This is a genomic window from Halioglobus maricola (assembly GCF_009388985.1).
Classification (GTDB): domain Bacteria; phylum Pseudomonadota; class Gammaproteobacteria; order Pseudomonadales; family Halieaceae; genus Halioglobus; species Halioglobus maricola.
Genome location: NZ_CP036422.1, coordinates 760,523 through 775,415, shown reverse-complemented (window position 1 = coordinate 775,415; position 14,893 = coordinate 760,523). Strand labels below are relative to the sequence as shown.

General features: G+C 56.0%; 14 protein-coding genes. 5 read left to right on the top strand and 9 right to left on the bottom strand.

What is annotated here, in order from left to right; translation table 11 throughout:
• The first annotated feature begins 55 nt into the window (after positions 1-55).
• Positions 56-1,201 carry an aromatic ring-hydroxylating oxygenase subunit alpha gene (locus EY643_RS03435; protein WP_152660885.1) on the top strand — a complete coding sequence of 382 codons (1,146 nt, stop codon included), beginning with the start codon at positions 56-58 and terminating at the stop codon, positions 1,199-1,201.
• A gap of 3 nt (positions 1,202-1,204) precedes the next feature.
• Here the strand turns inward: EY643_RS03435 and EY643_RS03430 are convergent, their stop codons facing one another.
• Entirely contained in the window at positions 1,205-1,879 is a 675-nt protein-coding gene (locus tag EY643_RS03430) for a phytanoyl-CoA dioxygenase family protein (RefSeq protein ID WP_152660884.1), read from the bottom strand.
• Positions 1,876-2,139 (bottom strand): SEL1-like repeat protein, encoded by a 264-nt coding sequence (locus tag EY643_RS03425; RefSeq protein ID WP_152660883.1) that lies wholly within the window; start codon positions 2,137-2,139, stop codon positions 1,876-1,878. The genes EY643_RS03430 and EY643_RS03425 overlap by 4 nt, the downstream gene beginning before the upstream one ends.
• An 85-nt stretch (positions 2,140-2,224) precedes the next feature.
• On the opposite strand from EY643_RS03425, the gene EY643_RS03420 reads away from it, so the two are divergent.
• On the top strand, positions 2,225-3,247 hold the full coding sequence (locus tag EY643_RS03420) for a radical SAM protein (protein WP_170287268.1): 1,023 nt from the start codon (positions 2,225-2,227) through the stop codon (positions 3,245-3,247).
• A gap of 39 nt (positions 3,248-3,286) precedes the next feature.
• Here EY643_RS03420 and EY643_RS03415 read toward each other — a convergent pair whose 3' ends face one another.
• Positions 3,287-5,587: a TonB-dependent receptor gene (locus EY643_RS03415; protein WP_170287267.1), complete on the bottom strand. Its 2,301-nt coding sequence runs from the start codon at positions 5,585-5,587 to the stop codon at positions 3,287-3,289.
• A 228-nt stretch (positions 5,588-5,815) separates the two neighbouring features.
• On the opposite strand from EY643_RS03415, the gene EY643_RS03410 reads away from it, so the two are divergent.
• The gene (locus EY643_RS03410; RefSeq protein WP_152660880.1) at positions 5,816-7,897 is read left to right on the top strand and encodes a TonB-dependent receptor; all 2,082 of its coding nucleotides are present in this window, start codon (positions 5,816-5,818) and stop codon (positions 7,895-7,897) included.
• A gap of 6 nt (positions 7,898-7,903) precedes the next feature.
• Here the strand turns inward: EY643_RS03410 and EY643_RS03405 are convergent, their stop codons facing one another.
• The 5 genes from EY643_RS03405 to EY643_RS03385 form a co-directional block, all read right to left on the bottom strand.
• The gene (locus EY643_RS03405; RefSeq protein WP_240732806.1) at positions 7,904-8,827 is read right to left on the bottom strand and encodes a cation diffusion facilitator family transporter; all 924 of its coding nucleotides are present in this window, start codon (positions 8,825-8,827) and stop codon (positions 7,904-7,906) included.
• A 15-nt stretch (positions 8,828-8,842) separates the two neighbouring features.
• Positions 8,843-9,493 (bottom strand): PaaI family thioesterase, encoded by a 651-nt coding sequence (locus tag EY643_RS03400; protein ID WP_170287266.1) that lies wholly within the window; start codon positions 9,491-9,493, stop codon positions 8,843-8,845.
• A gap of 105 nt (positions 9,494-9,598) precedes the next feature.
• Positions 9,599-10,117 carry a peroxiredoxin gene (locus EY643_RS03395; RefSeq protein WP_153240882.1) on the bottom strand — a complete coding sequence of 173 codons (519 nt, stop codon included), beginning with the start codon at positions 10,115-10,117 and terminating at the stop codon, positions 9,599-9,601.
• 28 nt (positions 10,118-10,145) lie between these two features.
• Positions 10,146-11,273, bottom strand: coding sequence for an acyltransferase family protein (locus EY643_RS03390; RefSeq protein ID WP_152660878.1), 1,128 nt, complete (start codon positions 11,271-11,273; stop codon positions 10,146-10,148).
• Between the two features lie 72 nt (positions 11,274-11,345).
• Positions 11,346-11,930, bottom strand: a complete 585-nt coding sequence (locus tag EY643_RS03385; protein ID WP_152660877.1) for a class I SAM-dependent methyltransferase — start codon at positions 11,928-11,930, stop codon at positions 11,346-11,348.
• A gap of 134 nt (positions 11,931-12,064) precedes the next feature.
• On the opposite strand from EY643_RS03385, the gene EY643_RS03380 reads away from it, so the two are divergent.
• Together EY643_RS03380 and EY643_RS03375 are read left to right on the top strand one after the other, a co-directional pair.
• On the top strand, positions 12,065-12,895 hold the full coding sequence (locus EY643_RS03380; protein ID WP_152660876.1) for a sulfotransferase family protein: 831 nt from the start codon (positions 12,065-12,067) through the stop codon (positions 12,893-12,895).
• Entirely contained in the window at positions 12,892-13,791 is a 900-nt protein-coding gene (locus EY643_RS03375; protein WP_152660875.1) for a glycosyltransferase family 2 protein, read from the top strand. The genes EY643_RS03380 and EY643_RS03375 overlap by 4 nt, the downstream gene beginning before the upstream one ends.
• Here the strand turns inward: EY643_RS03375 and EY643_RS03370 are convergent.
• Complete coding sequence (locus EY643_RS03370; RefSeq protein ID WP_152660874.1) at positions 13,788-14,834, bottom strand: phytanoyl-CoA dioxygenase family protein; 1,047 nt, start codon at positions 14,832-14,834, stop codon at positions 13,788-13,790. The two genes, EY643_RS03375 and EY643_RS03370, sit on opposite strands and share 4 nt — an antisense overlap.
• Between the last annotated feature and the right edge of the window lie 59 nt (positions 14,835-14,893).

Below are 14,893 nucleotides of genomic sequence, written 5' to 3'. Positions count from 1 at the left end.
GCCAAGGTGCAAGTGCTATGATTGGACTCATCAGCATTCAATAAGAAAAAATGCAATGAGTGTTTCCGACATCTACTCCACGGTGGACACCCTGTCAGCGCGTTTCGATGGCAAGGCCAACGGACCAGCACCCTGTAGTTTGCGTATTCCTGTGACCAACTATACAGATCCCTCGAGGTTCGAACGCGAGCGGCTGCAGTTGTTTCAGAAAATGCCCATCCTGCTAGCCCACGAGAGCCAGATTCCCGAGCCTGGCGACAGTCTTGTGCAGGACTGGCTGGGCGTACCGCTGATAACAATCCGCGACAAGAACGGCGGCATCGCCACATTTTTTAACGTGTGCCGTCATCGCGGCATGCGTCTGGTCCAGGACGAGGGCCAGACCAACTTGCGCTCTCTGGTATGCCCATACCATCAGTGGACTTACGGTTTGGATGGCGAGCTCCGCAATATCCCACGCTGCGAGAGTTTTGTTGATATCGCAAAGGAAGATAACGGCCTGGTACCTGTGGCTACCGAGGTACGCAACGGTCTCATCTGGATACAAGTGCGAGGCGAAATGGACATCGATGCGCACCTCGCAGAACTGGGGCCGGAGTTTGATTTCTTTCAGTTGGGCCAGTTTCATTTTTGCCAGCAGAGTGTGCGCGATGTTCCCGCGAGCTGGAAACTGATTCAGGACGCGTTCCTCGACGGCTACCACGTTACCCGACTGCACAAAAATACGGTGGGGCCCTTCTTCCCCGACGCACTCGCGGAGACAAGTCTTACAGGTTTACACTTGCGCAATGCGGTTGCGCGCAATGAAATAGAGGAAGCCGTCGGCACACCTGCGCGGGAACTGGAAGACATACGCCGGCATGCCACCTTCTCCTACACAACTTTCCCCAACGCGGTGCTGGTCATGCAACCTGATTACATCAGCGTCATTTGCCTGTTCCCACAGGCGCCGGACCGCACTCTTTTTGTTCATTCGATGCTGGTGCCTGAGCCACCGAGCTCAGACGAACAACGTGAACATTTCGAGCGCTCTTTCCGGCTCATAGACGAGGGGGTCTTCGCGGCAGAGGATATTTTTGTGGCAGTGGGTGCCCAGCAAGGATTCAACTGCGGGGCAAATGAGACTCTGCTCTTCGGTGGTCTGGAGGAAGCAGCCGCACAATTCCACCAGCTGATCGATGAGCAACTGGCCCGCAACTAGGGGCTAGGCGTCAAGTTCCACTATATCATCGCGCTCATAACGCTCGGAGAATTCCAGCGCCAGCATGCGGCGGGCATTCCCACCGTAACTGGTGGCATGCATCAAGCGATAATTCCACAGCAGAAGATCACCCGGCTCACAAGCCAAGACAGTAGCCGGTACCTCTTCCGTGCTCAGACCAAGATCCTGAAAACCTGTTTCCAGATGCTTGTTGAGGTTCTGCGTAAACTTTCCACCCTGGTGATGACTCCCCGGAATCACCCGAACCGCGCCAGTCTGCTCACTCAAGGGCTCGAGATACAGAGCCATCTTGATGTTATCGAAGGAGAGGTTTGCGCCGTAGGCATCGCGATGGTATCGCGTGCCACAGTCGTAGATACTGCAGTCACTACCGCGATACACGTAGCCTTCCCCGAGCAAGCCGGATGCAACGCCACAGATTCGCGGGTCGTTCAATAACCCTCGGAAATAGTCGCTCTTGTCGGTCGCATCAGTGACGATACGTCTCATCCGGTTATCGTGGGTCTCGTGCACCCACTCCACAACCTCTTCCTGGCGCTCCTCAAAGAGCGCATCGAAGGCTCGAGACATCTGTTCCTGCTCATCGCGGAACAGTCCGGGCAGCGTTAGAAATCCGAAGATCTCAAAGAAACGACACTGTTGCGGTGACAGAATCAAGAGAGCTTCCCCTGCCTGTGTAACTTCTTGACCCGGGCGCGAGACGACTTGTCGCCACTATCGGCCGACTTCTGCAACCAGTAGTGATACCGCGAATCGCTCTTCTCCACACCGTTTCCGGCGTAATAGAGCCTGGCCAGAATCAGCTGGGCACGCAGTTCCCCCGCTTCCGCTAGCGGTTCCAGCAAGCGAAAGGCTTCTTCATAGTGTCTTTTGTTGAACGCCCGAATACCCTGGGAGAGCTCTGTCGTTATCTTCATAATTCAATAGCGGGCGCAGCGCCCGTTCGATATACTTTTTCCAAAACCCAGGTCGCCGAATCGATCGACCAAGGAAAATACTCAGGTGAATGTCCCCGAACGTCTTATTGACGTTGAACTAACTAACCGCTGTAACGCCCTTTGCAGTTTCTGTCCTCGAGACGAAACACCGGATCAGGGCTTCATGCCTTTTGACACTTTCACGCAGGTGGTTGCCCGGGTCAAGGAACTGGAGATTTTCCCACGTATTTCGCTTACAGGACAAGGAGAGTCTCTGCTCCACCCTCAGGTTGAAGCGTTTATTCGCTATGCGACAGATCAGGGTGTCGAGGTCCTGATGACGACCAACGCTAACCTGCTCACGCCTGCATTGTCGCGCACCCTTCTGGAAGCTGGATTGAAAGGGATCTGCTTCAGTATTTCCGACACAGAAGAAGACTACGAATTAGTTTACAACCTCGATTTCGAAACCACACGAACCAACATATTTTCCTTTCTGGAACTGGCCCGGGAATACCCCGAGCGCGAGGTTGAATCGGCGGTGAGCATCGTTGTCCATGATCTCAACGAACACAAAGTCGAGCAATATAGCGAGTTTTGGCGTGCAGCCGGGATAGGCGAGATATTCAGATTTGAGCAAAACAATCGCGGTGGCGCCTGCGACAACGGCCACTACTTTACCGAGAGTGACCGCTACGTTCAGCAGGCGAAAGACATTCTCGCCAAACGCAAAGTGACAAGCCTGTGCTCCGCTCCCTTCTACTTTGTTTTTATTGGTTGGAGTGGCCAGTACTATATCTGCTGCAGCGACTACCGCAAGACAGACCCTCTGGGCTCCGTGTTCGATTACAGTATCGATGCCATGGATCAGATCAAATTGGAAGCCTTTGCACGCAGGCCTCAGGCCTGTGCAGAGTGCAACGTCGATCCGGTTAACGGGGTGCGTGAAAAGCTGTTCGAAATTGAAAATGGCGAGGCCGAAACTGCTGACCTCAACCGTTTTCTAAAGCAACAGCGGATGTTCTACCAACCTCGCCTGCCCAAGGAGCTGGACCCCCTTGCCTGGGAAGAGAGCCTGCCCTCGGGCATTATCGCTCGCGAGGGCTGAACCCGAATACACTGGGTCCAGATTTCCCTGTTCCCGTCATCAGTACTCGAAAATCACCTCGGCGCCGTACATTCGCGGCGCAAGATAGGTGAAGGACGTCGCGCCAATAGCGTAGCTCTCGTCATCGGTGTCGGTGGCATTCTTGGCCCAAAGGGCGAACTGGAAATCACCGCCCAGCATCTGCACTTCAGACAGGCTCACGCGGACATTCAGCAAGCCGTAACCTTCAACGACGACTTCACCAAAGTTGGTATTGGCCAGGGCCAACTGGTCGTCCTGCCAGGCGTAGTCAGCATGCAGGCGATAGTTACCGTAGCTGGTAGGTATATCCCAATCTGCCATCAGGGTGTAGGCGTGCTCAGGCGCCCAGACCAGTTCAGTGGTGTCGGAGCGATCGGAGCCGTCGGGGAAGATCGCATCGTTGATATCCGAATCCAGGTAGGCATAGCCAGCGCCAAGCATGACGTTATCACCTAGAGCCCAGGTAATATCGAGCTCAAGGCCTGAAATTTCAGCCTCGCCTGAATTGAACACCTCCACAAACTGGGGGTTGTTTACTGGATCAGGCAGGTAGTCGAGAATAATGTCATCGATCTCCATATAGAAAATCGCACCGTTCAGGCGCAGGCTCTGGTCAAACAGCTCACTCTTCCAGCCGAGCTCATACGACGTCACCGTTTCCTTGTCGAAGGCCTGATTGAAATCCAGCCCGTTACGGCTGGAACCGCCGGAACGAAAACCGGTAGTCACTTTCGCGTAAGTCGATATGTCGTCGGTCCAACGGTAGTCCGCGATAACACTGTAGTCCGTCTCATCGAGATCAGAATCGGAGACGCCGGGGCCAAATGAATTCCACAATAAGCCGTCGTTAGTGCGCTCTGCATCGCGCTGGTCATCGGTGTAGCGAAGGCCAAGCGTCAGGTCCAGCCGCTCGGTCGCATTCCAGGTGGCCTGGCCAAATGCCGCCCAGGATTCGTTTTCGATGTCCACAGCATATTCGCCAAGGTATAGCGGATAGAAGAATGTGAAGTCGGAACAGATCGGTACTGCAGGACCAATTCCGCTGCCATCACTACAGGGCGTGGGCGGGAAGTTGGTCAGGTCCAGAGCAATGATCCCAAACTGGTCGACGGTAGCGCGGTCCAGGTATTGCTGTTCAGTCTGGGTACCCTCTTCTTCGAAGTAGTAGAGACCTGCGACATATTGAATATTGTCATAGCTGCCCAGCAGTTGAAGCTCCTGAGAGAATTGCTCGTGCTCGGTAACATTCCAGACTTCCAGGGAGCCGGCGCTGCCGAAGGACTGGGTAAAGTTCTGCGAAGCGTCGTCGTCAAACTCGCGATAGCCAGTAATGGACTTCAGCGTCATGCTGTCGCTCAACGCCCACTCGACGGTCAGGTTATGGCCCTCTACCTCGGTCTCAGTCTCCGGCAGGTAATAGGCCGTTGGCTGGCCGCCCGTCGGGCTGCGGGTTTCCTCCAGACGGCTGCGGAAACTGTCGGTAATCGGATTAAACGCTGCGTCGAGGCCGCCCGTTGGGCCGCCGTACTGATGATAACCTGGCGCAGTATTCATGTCGGAGTAGTCATAGCTGTAATCGACGACCAGGCTTTCGATACCGTCATAGCGCAGGGCAATACGATAGCCCTCGGTCTCGCGCAGATAAAAGTCCGTGTAGTCCAAGCCAGGCATCGCATTCGCACCGTCGTTGTCTACCCAGCCATCTCGCTCTGAGAACGCCGCGGTAAACTTGGCCTTGAATCCGCCCATGTCATCGAGATTCAGGTGGCTGACGGAACGCCAGCTGCCGTAATCACCCACGCCTAGCAACTGCTTGAAGCCCAATTCTCCTGTGGGCTTGGAGTTAATGAAATTTATCGCACCCGCCGTGGTATTACGGCCATACAGCGTGCCCTGGGGGCCACGTAAAACCTCGATACGCTCGAGGTCAGACAAATCGGCCAGAAGGCCGGTGGATCGAGCAGCGTAAACGCCGTCGTAGTAGACCCCCACGGTTGGGTCTTTGGTGAGCACCACGGAGTCGGCGTTGCCGATACCGCGGATAAACAAGGCCAGATTGTTGCCGCCCGTGGGGTAGATCGGCATTTGCAGGCTCGGTGATGCGGCACCCAGATCCTGCGCATTGAACAAGCCCATGGACTCAATATTGTCCGCATCATAGGCAGAGATTGCGATGGGTATATCCTGCAGCGACTCTGTGCGCTTCTGGGCAGTGACTATCACCTCTTCCAGTTGTTGCGCATAGCTTGTACCGGCGCTGATGCTGCTGGCGAGCAGAACGGCGGTGGCGAGGGTTTTGCGGTTATGTATGACGGGCATGTGCGGCTCCATTGCTAACTATCGTTATAATGCGCACCCTTCCTGGATGCGTCGTTGTACTCAATATAGGCCCGCCCTCGGCCTGAGGCGTGTGAAAAATTCACGAGAACAATCCCCCAGTCAGCACAGGGTCAAATAGTTGAACCTTGCACACGGCATGGGTGCGACAACGTGCCACACGCGAGGCGTGATAACACTGGCTATACTGCGCGCCAAAATCGCCAAACCATGGACATTCCCTTGCAACGCACCGCTATTGTTCTGGCCCTGAGCGCTCTCAGTGCCACCGCCCTCGCCGACCACATCGAAGAGCTGGTGGTCACCGCAAATCACGACAGCCGTACCATCGATATCAGCGATGAACTGGTGATCTCGCCAGATGTCGCGCAGCTATTGAAGAAGGCTCCTGGCGCAAACGTGAACGCGAATGGGCCTCTCACTGGAATACCCCAATATCGAGGCATGTACGGCGGCCGTATTGCCACATCCCTGGATGGTGCGCAGTTGGCACCGTCTGGCCCAAACTGGATGGACCCTCCACTCTCCTATGCCCGCAACGGCCTGCTCGAATCACTGGAGGTCTATCGCGGCATCGCACCGGTGAGCGTGGCGCAGGAATCGATCGGCGGCGCCATCGACGCCAAGACCCAGCGCGGCGATTTCAACACCGGTTCCGAGTTTCAGGTAGACGGTCAGCTGATGGGCAGCGCGCAATCGGTGAACAGTGGCCAGCAACTGACTGGCGCCCTGTTTGCGGCCAACAACACTCACAAGTTAAACCTGGCAGCGATGTTGGAGTCTGGCGACGACGCTGAGTTCGCCGACGGCGAGATTACACCGACGGAATACGAGCGCGAACGCTATGACATCGGCTATGGCCTGAAGATGGGCAACCACAGCGTGCAGCTCGACTACGGCTACAACGATACCGGTGACTCGGGCACACCTGCGCTACCCATGGATATCGAATACATAGAAGGCGACCTGGTTGACCTGACCTATCGATTTGCACTACCCGGTGCCCTCGATGTTACGGCGGCCGTTTTTGCGAGTGACCTCGAACACGGCATGACCAACTACCATCTTCGCCAGGCCCCGACCAGCGGCATGCGGTGGCGCCGCAATGTCGCCGACAGCGACAACCTGGGCTTCAAATTGCTGACCACCATGACCGATACAAACGGCAATTGGATCTTTGGCCTGGACGGCTTCGATTCGACACACAACTCCAACATCGAAAACCCCAACGCAGACATGTTTTTCGTAGTGAACTTCAACGATGCGGAGCGTGAAGTACTGGGCGCATTCCTGGAGCGCCAGCACGATTTCAGCGATACCTGGCGCGCCGAATTTGGCCTGCGCTACAACCAGGTGGGCATGAATGCCGACGAAGTCGATGGAACGCCCGCAAATATGATGCCGCCGGCGGCCGCTCTGCGTGATGCATTCAATAACGCGGATCGCGATCAGACCGACCGCAATGTCGATCTCGTGGCGAAGGCCTGGTACAGGGCTTCCAGCACGACTAGTTGGTACGCCGGCCTGGCCCAGAAGACACGATCACCGAGCTATCAGGAGCGCTACTTGTGGCTGCCACTGGAGGCGACTGCGGGCCTGGCGGATGGCAATACCTATACCGGCAATATCGAACTGGACCCGGAAGTCTCTCACCAGGTCGAGTTCGGCATGGATTTCAGCAATACCCGTCTCACCCTTGCACCCAGGATTTTCTACAGCCAGATAGATGACTACATCCAGGGCACGGATAGTGAGCTTGCTCCTGCGGTAATGTTCGTACGCATGATGAATATGATGAACGGCACCAGCAATCCGGACCCGCTACAGTTCAACAACGTCGATGCAGTGATTTACGGGTTCGACATGGACTGGGCATGGCAGGTATCTGATCAGTGGTCGGTCTCGGGCATCGTCAACTATGTACGCGGCGAGCGAGATGACATAGAGGACGAGCTCTATCGTATCGCCCCGGCGAACGCGAGCGTTCGCCTGGGATACGCTGCTGGCGACTGGAACCTGGGCGCTGAAGGCGTGTTCTACAGCGCGCAAAACCAGGTCAGCGAGACAAACCGCGAGCAGGAGACGGCGGGCTATGGACTGCTCAATCTAAGTGCAAATTGGCAGGTAAGCCAGTCACTGCAATTCGCAGCGGGCGTAGACACTGTTTTCGACAAGGGATATGCGGATCATCTGGCAGGCTACAATAGGGCTGCAAACCCTGATATCGCTATGCGCGAACGCCTTCCAGGCTACGGCACCAACATCTTTGCTCGCGTCAGCTATAGCTTTTAGACGGCGCTAAAAGGTCTGGCGCCGTTCCACATCGACCACTGACAGGGGGTCGAGATGGATAAGCACTTCCGCGCCGGGAAACGCTTGCTCAATAATCTGCTCAATTTCCACAGAGATCTGGTGCGCCTGCAGCAGGCTCAACTCGTCTTCAAGCTCGATGTGTAGCTGAATGAAGCTTGCCGTACCTGAGCTGCGAGTGCGCAGATCGTGGAAGCCATGTATGGCTGGGTGCTGCGCTACCAGAGCTTCGATTTTCGCCCTGTCCTCGTCTGGCAACTCCCGATCCATCAGGTGATCAGCAGCCCGCCGCAAAATGTCCCAGGCGCTGTAAAGAATGTAGGCTCCGATCGCCAGGGCGAACAGTGCATCGAAGCCCACCCAACCCCAGGTCGCCAGGACAAGCGCCAGTAATACACTGCCGTTGACCAACAAATCAGTACGGTAGTGCAGGGCATCCGCCTGTATCGCAGTGGAGCCAGTGCGCGCTATCACGTGCCGCTGAAACCTTAAAAGAGCGAGGGTTAAACCGATTGAAAGCACCATCACCCACATGCCCGCAGCAACAGCGGCGATAGGTTCCGGCGCAAGTAGTCGGCCCACGGCCTCGTATAAGAGGAAACAACCGGAGGCGAGTATCAGCGAAGCCTGGCCAAGGCCAGCCAGCGCTTCTGCCTTGCCGTGGCCAAAACGATGCTCCTCGTCAGCGGGAGACAATGCGTGGTGAACAGCGAAGAGGTTAATAAGAGATGCCAGCGCATCCAAGCCTGAGTCAACGAGGGTCGCCAGCAGGCTAACCGACCCGGAGAGGCTCCAGGCGAGCAATTTGGCACCAATCAGGCAGGTGGCCACACTCACCGACGCATACGTAGCCCAGCGCATCAGCCGCGCTGCCTGGGCAGGTTTTGCTCGCTGTGCTGAGTTGCTCGTCAAACGCTTGAATCCTGGTCAACTCTCATCCGATTTCGATCGGGGGCGGATGAACAATCCCTCGGCACTCGCAGTAACTTCACCGTCAACGCGCATCTCTCCGCGTGTAAACTGTTTGCGCCCATCGTTATTGTCGCACACAGCCCACAGCTCAATCGGACGATCCAGCGGCGTGTGCTTGTGATAGCGAATACTCAGGGTTCCGGTAAAACCTGCAGCGCCCGTGATTACATTAGCCATCGACAACAGTTCATCGAACACCGCCGCTATGATACCACCGTGGACACTATTAGGAGGACCGGCATAGGTCGGCGAGAACAACGCCTCGCCGCGGACCTCGTCGCCATCACGCCACATACGAATCGGCGGCGAGATCGGGTTGCGTTTCCCGGAAATAGGGCTGTAGGGCATACAGGCGGTCAGGTCGTCTTCTCGCCACCCCAGCCCGGGTGTGTCACTGGCGATCGATACGGTAGACCAGCCTTCACCCTGTTGCAGGTGGGGAGCGAGCACCTCCATTGCAGCCTGCATATGGGCTGTCGCTTCAGCCAGTGCCTCGTCCGGAGCGTCAGAACAACGCAGCAGATGAATCAGCTCACCGGCTTCGCGGTTCACCGCCTCTACCAGCGTCTCGGGTTTGTCGCTCTCGTCTTTTTTCGGGGTGGACATAGCTTTTGAATACTCTCGAAAAATCGTCATCGACAGAGTGCCCCGACACCCTGCCACTTCGCAAGTCAGAGCCGGAATTCGCCGCAGCTAGTCCAATTTTGCAGGCTAGCGCTTCGCGACACCCAGTTCCCCCAGTGTTTGCGCCATGTCCTCGGCAGACGTGGCCGGAGTCACATCCTTATCCACTTTTAGCACTTTGCCATCGACCCCGACATAGAATGTGTGACGGCTGGCGAACCCCATAGGGTGGAGCACCCCAAACGCTTTGGCGGCGGCTTTTTCCGGATCACTCAGCAGAGGAAAATCTGCCCCTGTCTCCTTGGCGAAACCCACGTTATCTGCCAGCGGATCCACACTGGCCATAAAGTAGCTCACATCGTACTCGCGAATGAGGTGGCCATTCTGGGCAAGGGATTTGCACTCCACCGTACAACCAGAGGTATAGGCTTTGGGGAACCAGGCGATCACCACTGCCTGCTTACCACGGAAGTCAGATAGCGTGTAGGTCTCGCCATCGGACGCTGCGAGGGTGAAATCCGGTGCCATCTCTCCCACAGCCAGCTCAGCCATCGCAAAAGAGGGGGTCAGCAGCAATGAGACGATCAGGTAGGGTACTAGTTTCATCATTATCTCCATTAACAGTGGTATACGGTTACAGAGGTATACGGTGCTTGAGGTTCAAAAAGGGCAATTCAATCAAGCGATAAGTGATAAAAGATAAGCCGAGGCTTAATATCAGGGCCGCCAACGGCAAAAGATACGATACGACCGAGCCTGCATAGGCATCCCCCGCGGTTTGTTTCACGGGATAGATCAGGTAAAACAGAATCGGCACGTGCACCAAATACAGTGAGTAGGAAAGTTTGCCGAGAATTGCCAACGACCTATTGACCAGTACCCGCCTAGCGAAGGGTGCGCCCAATAAGAGCGCCAGCACAATGATCGCCCACAGCAGCGCTTCATAGCTGTGATGCAAGTGCCAGGACCACTCGGAACGCTTGCCCAGCTCGAGTGACAACTGCAATACCCACCCGAGGCACAGCCACGCGCCGATAATGATCAGCGTCGCTGCCAAGCGTTGCCTTTCCCATCCGAGCCCGCGGCAGCGCAAGTAACACCATGCTGCCAACACACCAATCAGGAAAGCAGGCAGGCGGCCAAAAAGCGACTTGGTCAACCAGTAGGATCGAATCGGCTGGTCCCCGCCGGGATAGACAAAGGTATAGCTGTAGGCTCCCAGCCAGGCCACCCCGGCGAAAACGCAAACCCAGCGAGTCCAACCCGGGCGCAGCAATGCGAGGGCCAGCAGCGGTAACACCAGGTAAAACTGCACCTCGGTTGTGAGCGTCCACCACACCACCGAGTAGGGAAAAATATCAAATCCGACAAATTGAAACAGGGCCGCCCGCAACCCAACCGCCCAGTTACCGGTGACGACAGAGGCGAACAACACCGCCACAAGATAGAGCGGCACGATGCGCAACACGCGCGCGACATAGTAGTTGCGGACTCCGGGGAGATGCCCTTCCCCTGACGCATAGCGCAACCAGGGAAGACTCAACAAAAAGCCACTGAGCACAAAAAACAACGTTACGCCTGAGCTCCCCGCTGCGATATAGGAGAGCCAAAATGGAACCGGAGCATCGATCTGCCCTACGCTTACACCCAAGGCGTGAAACAGAAATACCAGTAGAATAGCCAGGCCGCGGACGCATTCGAGTTCCAACAGGTAGCCCGCCCCACCGCGCATGCCCGCATTGAGTTCAAGGCCCTGTTTCACTTCAGCTCCACAACATCTTCGTTCAATTCGCCGATCACTCTACCGCAATGCCCATAACAGAGGTAGGCGCCGCTAGACGCTATCGCTGTGCATCTGCCTGGCTATCGACGAGCACCACTTTTCCCACTGCTCGGCTTTTTGCTCAAACGCCTGGGTGTCAGGGGCGAAATCCTTGAAACCCACCCCGGTAATCGTCTGTGGCGACTCTTCACTTTTGCCGAAGCTGTAGACCAGCGGATGGGAGAAAGCCTTCAACAATGAGCGGAAGCCCTCGGGGGTGAATCGCCAGTAGTCATTCGGGTAGCCGTGGATAGGAAAATCGAAGACCGAGCTGATAATCGCTACGCCACCCGGCGCCAGTATTCTGTGGATCTCATCCATTGCCTTGCGCGGATATTCAACATGCTCCAGGGTATCCATACACACTACGGTCTTTGCCGATGCGTCCGGCAAGTCAATGTCATGCAGGTTCAACACCACATCAACACCAGGGCCCTCCCTCATGTCGGCGCCATAGTATTCACACCCGGGAAACAGCGTCCGCAAATCCTCGCCCTGATCACCGGTGACCTGATAGGCACCAAATTCATAAATGGTGCCTTCCAGAGGGAGAGTTTGCTCACATAGCTCTACGAATTGTCGAACAGGTGGTCGCATATAGTTTGGTTCTCATAGCGATTGGCCCAGGGCGAATCGAAATCTACACTTCACGACGCCCATCTCAGGCGCTAACTCTATAGAATACCGGCCCGCGGTGATAGACTGCCCTTCCTCCAGAATTTCGACTAAGCATGTTTCAACCCTACCAGGACCTTCTCGACGGCAAACCCGGCTATCAGGGAGAAATCGCCGAATATCTTCCAGACCCTATCGCCGTTGGTGCCGTGGGCGGAAGCGGCACTCGCGTGATCGCCCAGATTCTGGCAGACACTGGCATCACCATGAGCACGCCCAAAAACCAATCCAATGACGCATTGGAGTGGCCTCCGATGCGCGCGCTTATGAACAACCCGGAACTGGCAGGGATACCGCTGACTTTGCGCTACCGACAGGCCTTCAATGGCCTGGAAAAGTTGCTTCACCTGAAACGTCACCAGGAAGGTAATTCCGACGGTCGGGCAGGATGGAAAGTGCCTGGCACCCATATCTGGCTGGAGCAGCTGGCCGCCTTTTTCCCTCAAATGCAATATATCCACATCATGCGCAACGGGCTGGATATGGCCTATTCCGACAACCAGCAACAGCTCAAACTGTGGGGGAGCCTCTACGGTGTCGAAGCCTCTTCAAGCCTCGACGAGAAGGCGTCTCCAGAAGATGCGCTTGAGTACTGGCTACGCGCGAATGAGAAAGTGCTTGAATTTGGCAGAGCGACCCTGGGAGACCGATTGCATATCATTCGCTTCGAAGAACTCTGCACCGCCCCACAGGCAACAGTGGCCAGCATGCTCAGCTTCCTGCAGATGGATGCTACGATTGAAGAGACTCACCGCTTGTCCAGCGGAATCCGGCGCCCAGCGACCATTGACCGCTATCTGAGCAATGACTGGCAAAGCACGTTCAGCAAACAACAATTAGCCCGCGTTGAAGCGCTGGGTTATCTACCAGGAAAGCACAACGCATGAAACTGTCCGTCATTCTGGTCGCCTACGACATGGCGCGAGAAATACCGCGCTCACTGCAAAGTCTCGCCAGAAACTTCCAACTAGGCTCGCAGGATCTCGACTATGAAGTACTGGTTGTCGACAACGGCTCACCCACACCGCTCGACCCTGCGACATTTCCCGATATCGGCGCTGATGTGATCCTCGAATATGTTGAAAATGCCAGCCCCTCTCCCGCGTCGGCAATCAACAACGCCGCACAGCGAGCACGCGGCGACGTCATCTGCCTGATGATAGACGGGGCCCATATGCTGACGCCGGGTGTCTTCCAACTGGCGATGGCTGCCGACCGCGCATTCGATGAAGCTGTGGTCGCGACCCGCTACTTTTTCATGGGCCCTGACGAGCAGAATCGTTCGATCGCACGCGGCTATGACAAAGCCACCGAAGACACTCTGCTGAAAGATATCAAATGGCCTGAAGACGGCTATCGGCTCTTCGAAGTGGGCACGCCATTTCGCGCCGGCGCGAAGAACATAACCTGGTTTAACAAGATGTTTGAATCGAACTGCATCTTTCTCAGCCGCGCGCTGTTCGATAAATTGGGGGGTTGTGACGAAAAATTTGACCTGCCCGGTGGGGGCTTCCTGAACCTGGATCTCTACAAGCGAGCGGCAGACGCTGCCGGAACCACCCCCGTTCAACTCGTCGGCGAGGGTAGCTTCCACCAGCTACATGGAGGCACTACAACAAACGTCTCTATGGATCAGCGCAAAGCGCAGACCGACAAGTACCGCCAGCAGTACCTGGAAATTCGCAATACAGATGCCCTGATGACCGACAAGAACGTCCATTTTCTAGGGCACCTGCCCACCCAGGCGTCCAAGATTCACCTGAAAAACGATGGCGGAGGCTAGAAAAGCAGTGGTTGTTGCTTCGCCGGCGCCACAGAATTAGCAAAAAACCAGGATTCGACAGCGTAGCGATGGTTTTTGTCAGCCGTGCCGAAGCCGGTGCGATGCAGATTGTAGTGATCAAAAAACACAGCATCCCCTGGCTTAAAGTGTGGCCGCTGCACAGGGCAGCGTTGGCCGAGTTCGTCGACAAATCCCTGACCGACAGTCCAGTCAAAAGGCGCGCCGTGCGTACCTGTCGGATAGATTTCACGATTATTGTCGGCAACAATATCTATCCCCGGTGCCTCTGCTCCCTCACCACAGTCGGTGAGCGCAACCCAAAGGTTGACCGTGCGAATTCCCTCGCCCATGAACTGCCCGTCCTGGTGCCAGCCTGATTCGGCACCATTGTTTGGCGGCACACAGCGCAGCACCCACTTTCTCACCGACAATGAGGCAGGCTCACCAAAGTATGCCTGAAGGATCTCCGGCAGGCCGATACGTCGATAGAATTCCAACATGGAAAACGCGGCCTGTGGTGAATCTACTGCCCAAACAGAGCCGGAATTGGTGTATTGATTATTGCCTAGTGAGCCAAACTGGACGGGGCCACCAGACACACTCTCAGGTCGCGCAAACGAACGCTGATGTTCTGCGGTTCCCTCGCCCTCAGCGATCGCCTTCCGAGCCTCGAACGCCTGGTCAATGCACGCTCTTGTCGCGGTAATCTGCGCCTCGTCCATCAAACCACGGACTATCAGCCCCCCCCTGCCGAGTATTCCGGCGCGCAACATGTCAGCATCCAAATCGGCGGCTTCAATTACCGGAAGCCCCTGACCGCCGGCAAACCTGTCGTCGTGCTGCGTATTCCAGGCGACCTGCCCGTGGTCGGCCATAGCGAAGCCATCAATCGCGTAATTCAATAGCTGGCGCTCCAACTCTGCTTCGCCACCGGCGCGGTTAGCCTCGGCAAGGTAGTCCATCGCACTGCGATAATCATTCCTGACTGCCAACTCAGCCGCCTGCTGAAGTACTTGCTGTACTCGTGTATCAATCTCGCTCATAGTTCTCTCACCGCGGGCACACAGCCCGGAATATCGTTGCAGGAGCCAATGCTAGCGTT

Excerpts from the sequence above, each read along its gene's own strand:
- EY643_RS03435 (WP_152660885.1), top strand. The coding sequence starts at position 56 with ATGAGTGTTTCCGACATCTACTCCACGGTGGACACCCTGTCAGCGCGT.
- EY643_RS03425 (WP_152660883.1), bottom strand. The coding sequence starts at position 2,139 with ATGAAGATAACGACAGAGCTCTCCCAGGGTATTCGGGCGTTCAACAAA.
- EY643_RS03415 (WP_170287267.1), bottom strand. The coding sequence starts at position 5,587 with ATGCCCGTCATACATAACCGCAAAACCCTCGCCACCGCCGTTCTGCTC.
- EY643_RS03410 (WP_152660880.1), top strand. The coding sequence starts at position 5,816 with ATGGACATTCCCTTGCAACGCACCGCTATTGTTCTGGCCCTGAGCGCT.
- EY643_RS03400 (WP_170287266.1), bottom strand. The coding sequence starts at position 9,493 with ATGTCCACCCCGAAAAAAGACGAGAGCGACAAACCCGAGACGCTGGTA.
- EY643_RS03395 (WP_153240882.1), bottom strand. The coding sequence starts at position 10,117 with ATGAAACTAGTACCCTACCTGATCGTCTCATTGCTGCTGACCCCCTCT.
- EY643_RS03385 (WP_152660877.1), bottom strand. The coding sequence starts at position 11,930 with ATGCGACCACCTGTTCGACAATTCGTAGAGCTATGTGAGCAAACTCTC.
- EY643_RS03380 (WP_152660876.1), top strand. The coding sequence starts at position 12,065 with ATGTTTCAACCCTACCAGGACCTTCTCGACGGCAAACCCGGCTATCAG.
- EY643_RS03375 (WP_152660875.1), top strand. The coding sequence starts at position 12,892 with ATGAAACTGTCCGTCATTCTGGTCGCCTACGACATGGCGCGAGAAATA.
- EY643_RS03370 (WP_152660874.1), bottom strand. The coding sequence starts at position 14,834 with ATGAGCGAGATTGATACACGAGTACAGCAAGTACTTCAGCAGGCGGCT.